Source organism: Azospirillum sp. TSH20, from assembly GCF_003115935.1.
Classification (GTDB): Bacteria; Pseudomonadota; Alphaproteobacteria; order Azospirillales; family Azospirillaceae; genus Azospirillum.
Genome location: NZ_LGQU01000021.1, coordinates 1 through 4,111, shown reverse-complemented (window position 1 = coordinate 4,111; position 4,111 = coordinate 1). Strand labels below are relative to the sequence as shown.

Below are 4,111 nucleotides of genomic sequence, written 5' to 3'. Positions count from 1 at the left end.
GGGTGGAAGTCTGCCAGATCAGGAGGTGGCTGGGTTTTGGACGCCGATCACCCCCGAAACTGGCCTACTGTTCCACGCCGATGCACAGCACTTGCGTGCGGCGATCGGTGCCGCACTACATGTTGATTTCGGGTTCGACCAGTTTTGCGAATTTCCGCAGGCTTTCCTGCCAGCCGAGATAGCAGGCCTCCAGCGGGATCGCGTCCGGCACGCCCGCCTGCTCGATCGTCATGTCCGTGCCGACCGACACGGCCTTCAAGGTTACGGTCACTTTCATCTCACCCGGAAGGTGGGGATCATCGAACCTGTCCGTGTAGACGAGCCGCTCGTTGGGGACGAGTTCGAGATATTCGCCCCCGAAGGCGTGGCTGTGGCCTGTGGTGAAATTGCGGAACGACATCCTGTGCGTGCCGCCGACCTCGGCATTCAGTTCATGTACCGTGCAAGTGAAGCCGTGGGGCGGCAACCAGCTGGCAATGGCGTCCGGCTCCACGAATGCCCGGTAGACTTTCTCCGGCTTGGCATTGACGACGCGATGCAGGCGGACGGTGTTGGGCATGTCAGTTCACCTTCGGTGCGGGGTTGAAGCTTTTGCCGCTTTCCGAGCGGAACAGCAGCGTCAGATAGCGATGGAGATGGTCGATGCTGTCGGCGGCAATGGACGCACCGCCCTTGGCCTTGGCGAGGACAAAGGCGCCCTGGAGAACGGCTTGGGTGTGCAGTGCGAGGCTTTCGGCACTCCAATCGGCGTTCACACCATATTTCCGCATGGCTTCGCGGATGTCGGTCTCGAGTGTCCTCGCATGGCCGGCGATATTGCGGGCGCATGCGGCCACGATCTCGGGACGGGTCTCATAGGCTTCCTGGGTGATCATGCCGGCGAAACAGGTGAAATCAGGAAGGTCTCCGGCAAGCAACTCTTTGCGGAACTCTAGGTAAGCGAGCAGCCGGTCCAGCGGGTCCGCGAGATCATGGTAGGGCGCCCGTGCGAACAGGCCGCCGGTCACCGCATCCCAGTGGGCGACAGCCGCAAGCATCAGGTCGTCCTTGCTCTTGAAGTGATGGAAAAAGCTTCCCTTGGTGACGCCGGCCTCGGCGCAGAGATCCTCGATCCGTGTTGCCGTATAGCCCTTGGTGCGCACGACCTTCAGCGCCGCGTCGAGAAGTCTGGACTTTGAATCAGGCTGCATGTCGATCACCCACTCACCATACCCACTGGTTGGTTTTTTGTACCGACTGGTTGGTATGGTGTCAAGCGGATAGAGTTTCGCCTGCCCGTCATCGCTGGAAAAGGCATTGTCACGCGAACGGAATCGACGCGCAGGAAGCCCGGAGCCCTCGAGGGAATCACGCCGCGGCAGTCGCGGCCCGCCAATCGGCCATCGCCTGCGCCCGCAAAGTGCGCAGAGAGCGGCGGGAAACCAAGTGGCGCTGAAGGTTGAAGGTGTTGTAAGCGGCGGCATGCATCGCGACGAAGCGCTGGGCGGACCCGGGCGACTTGAAACGTTGCATTTTGCGTTCGCGCCGGCGGACCGGCTGGTGCGAGACCTCGGCTCGGTTGTTCATCCGCCGCCCTTGCGCATGGCGGGCTGCCAAGCCGATCTCACGAAAGGCGGCCCCGTAGGACCGCAGCTTATCGGTGGTGACCTGGGTGGGCGTGAAGCCGTGCTTTTGAGCAGTTTGCGCATCAACTTGAGGGCCGCGGTCTTGTCGCGCCGACACTGGACGAGCGCCTCCAGCACTTCGCCTTCATCGTCGACGGCCCGCCACAGATACATTGGCCGGCCGCCAACCCGCACGACCATCTCGTCCAGATGCCAGCGCGGGCTGGGCGTCGGCCGCAAGTGCCGCAGGTTCCGGGCGATCGTCGGCCCAAACTTCGACACCCAGCGGCGCACGGTCTCGTAGGACACGTCGATGCCGCGTTCAGCCAGGAGTTCCTCGACGTCGCGGTAGCTCAACGTGAACCGGAGATACAGCCGGATCGCATGCTGAATGACCGCAGGCGGGAAGTGGTGCCGGGCGTACGTGAGCGGCGACATTCGATGAGGACAGCGGCGTTGCCGACGTCCTGCCACCGTTCTCGTGACAATGCCGATTCGACTTCTTCTCGGACGTGCTCCAATACCCCAAATTCTTAAAGTGCCTCTATACTCCTTGCGTCGATCACCTGGAAATATTCGGAAGGAGCGATCCCAAGCGCGCGCCGGAACATGGCACTGAATGCACTGGGGCTCTCATAGCCGAGGTCCATGGCGACCATTGAGATTGCCGAGCCCTCAGCGAGCATGCGAATGCCACATAGCAATCTGGCCTGCTGACGCCATTTCGAGAATGTCATGCCTGTCTCCAGAGGGAACATCCGCTCCAGTGTACGTTGGCTGGCGCCCGTCTGTTTGCCGAATTCCGACAAGTTGGTGGTACAGCTGGGCTCCTCCAGAATGGCATGGCAGATCCTCAATAGCCTTCGGTCACTGGGCAGGGGCAGATCAAGTGGCAGGACCGGCGCCGGGTGAATTTCGTCCAGAATCAGACTCATGATCCTGTCCTCCCGCCCGCCGTCCGAATAGTCGTTATCTAATTTGACGGCAGCAACGATCAATTCCCGTAAGAGCGGGCTGACCGCCACGACGCAGCAGCCTTTCGGCAAGTTCCGGCAGGCGTCAGGATCGACGTAGACCGTTCGCATTTCAACGCGGCCCGAGGTTTTCATTTCGTGCTCTACGCCGCCGGGTATCCAGACGGCCCGGAGTGAAGGAACCACCCAAGTACCTGCCATGGTCGTCACCGTGATAACGCCGCTGCAACCGAAGATCAGTTGGGAACGGTAATGGCTGTGCATGGGGATCACAAACTGGTCGGGAAGATCCCTGGCCATGGCTGCAACCGCACGGGGAGTGTTCTGGTAGTCGCTCCGGTCTTCGCTTTTGCCGAACATATCCCCTCCTGCTGCAAGAGTTGGCGTGTTTGAGGCATAAATTGGCGAGAGTGCGGGGGCAATGCCCCCGCAGTGAGTGTACTGTATCACTATAAACAAAACATCAAGCTTGGGGAAGTGCCCAATGAACGTCTATCGCAACTTCACGCAAGAACAGCTCGACATGGAATATAATGTCCGCGCTGGTATTCCTGATCATCTGGACATTTTCAACCGTTGGAAAAGCGACAGTGAAGAGTTCCGCGGGTCTGCAAACCTTCATGAGAATCTCCAATATGGTACCGATGCGGCCCAATCCATCGACCTGTTCCTCTCGGCTGAGATAAACGCTCCGATCGTGGTGTTCATCCACGGCGGCTATTGGCAATCCCTCGACAAGTCGGATTTCAGCTATATCGCAAAGCCATATATTGAAGACGGGTTCAATTTCGCTGCGGTTAATTACCGGCTGGCTCCCTCGGTGAGTATGGCAGAAATTGTCTCTGACGTGCAAAACGCCATGCTCTGGCTCTATCGGAATGCCCGGTCCTACCGCTGCGATCCCGAACGGATCTACGTCACCGGAAGCTCTGCCGGCGGCCATTTGACGGCCATGATGATGTCGACCGACTGGCAGAGCCTGTCGGCACCATCCGACCTCGTGAAGGGTGGCTGCGCCTTGAGCGGTCTTTACGACCTGGAGCCGATTCGGTTGTGCTACCTCAACCAAAAGGTTGGCCTGGATCAGCAAAGCGCGCGGGAGTACAGCCCGATCCTCCACATCCCCGCGGTGGCGCCGCCGCTGCTGATTGCCGTTGGGGGCGACGAATCCAGTGAATTCCACCGCCAGCAGGCCCTCTATGTCCAGGCATGGCGGGAAGCCGGCCTCTTCGTGCAGGAGATCGATCAGCCCGATGGCCACCATTTCGACATGTGCGATCGACTGGGCGACCGCCGCGAACCGCTGTACCAAGCGGTCGTCGGGATGATCCGGGCGCATAGCGCGGCCTGAGGATTTCCTCCCTCTTGTCCGGTCGATGACCGGGAGATGGCGCGCTCCGGGCATTCCTCACCCGGAGCGCGTGGTCGTCCGTCAGTCGGCGAAGGGGTCCGTCATCAGGATGGTGTCGTCGCGTTCCGGGCTGGTCGACAGCAGGGCGACCGGGGCCTGGATCAGCTCCTCGATGTGGCGGA

At 60.5% G+C, this 4,111-nt stretch carries 4 protein-coding genes and 1 pseudogene; 1 reads left to right on the top strand and 4 read right to left on the bottom strand.

Annotated features, from left to right (window positions below):
- Nucleotides 1-115: 115 nt before the first annotated feature.
- The 4 genes and pseudogenes from TSH20_RS05355 to TSH20_RS05340 form a co-directional block, all read right to left on the bottom strand.
- Nucleotides 116-559: an SRPBCC family protein gene (locus tag TSH20_RS05355; RefSeq protein ID WP_109073769.1), complete on the bottom strand. Its 444-nt coding sequence runs from the start codon at nucleotides 557-559 to the stop codon at nucleotides 116-118.
- A gap of 1 nt (nucleotide 560) precedes the next feature.
- Nucleotides 561-1,190 (bottom strand): TetR/AcrR family transcriptional regulator, encoded by a 630-nt coding sequence (locus TSH20_RS05350; RefSeq protein WP_109073770.1) that lies wholly within the window; start codon nucleotides 1,188-1,190, stop codon nucleotides 561-563.
- 157 nt (nucleotides 1,191-1,347) lie between these two features.
- Nucleotides 1,348-2,042: pseudogene (locus TSH20_RS05345) on the bottom strand (IS6 family transposase).
- Nucleotides 2,043-2,137: 95 nt separating this feature from the next.
- Nucleotides 2,138-2,938 (bottom strand): helix-turn-helix transcriptional regulator, encoded by an 801-nt coding sequence (locus TSH20_RS05340; RefSeq protein WP_109073768.1) that lies wholly within the window; start codon nucleotides 2,936-2,938, stop codon nucleotides 2,138-2,140.
- Nucleotides 2,939-3,062: 124 nt separating this feature from the next.
- Between TSH20_RS05340 and TSH20_RS05335 the strand changes: the two genes are divergently transcribed.
- On the top strand, nucleotides 3,063-3,929 hold the full coding sequence (locus TSH20_RS05335) for an alpha/beta hydrolase (RefSeq protein ID WP_109073767.1): 867 nt from the start codon (nucleotides 3,063-3,065) through the stop codon (nucleotides 3,927-3,929).
- Nucleotides 3,930-4,111 lie beyond the last annotated feature (182 nt).

Excerpts from the sequence above, each read along its gene's own strand:
- TSH20_RS05355 (WP_109073769.1), bottom strand. The coding sequence starts at position 559 with ATGCCCAACACCGTCCGCCTGCATCGCGTCGTCAATGCCAAGCCGGAG.
- TSH20_RS05350 (WP_109073770.1), bottom strand. The coding sequence starts at position 1,190 with ATGCAGCCTGATTCAAAGTCCAGACTTCTCGACGCGGCGCTGAAGGTC.
- TSH20_RS05340 (WP_109073768.1), bottom strand. The coding sequence starts at position 2,938 with ATGTTCGGCAAAAGCGAAGACCGGAGCGACTACCAGAACACTCCCCGT.
- TSH20_RS05335 (WP_109073767.1), top strand. The coding sequence starts at position 3,063 with ATGAACGTCTATCGCAACTTCACGCAAGAACAGCTCGACATGGAATAT.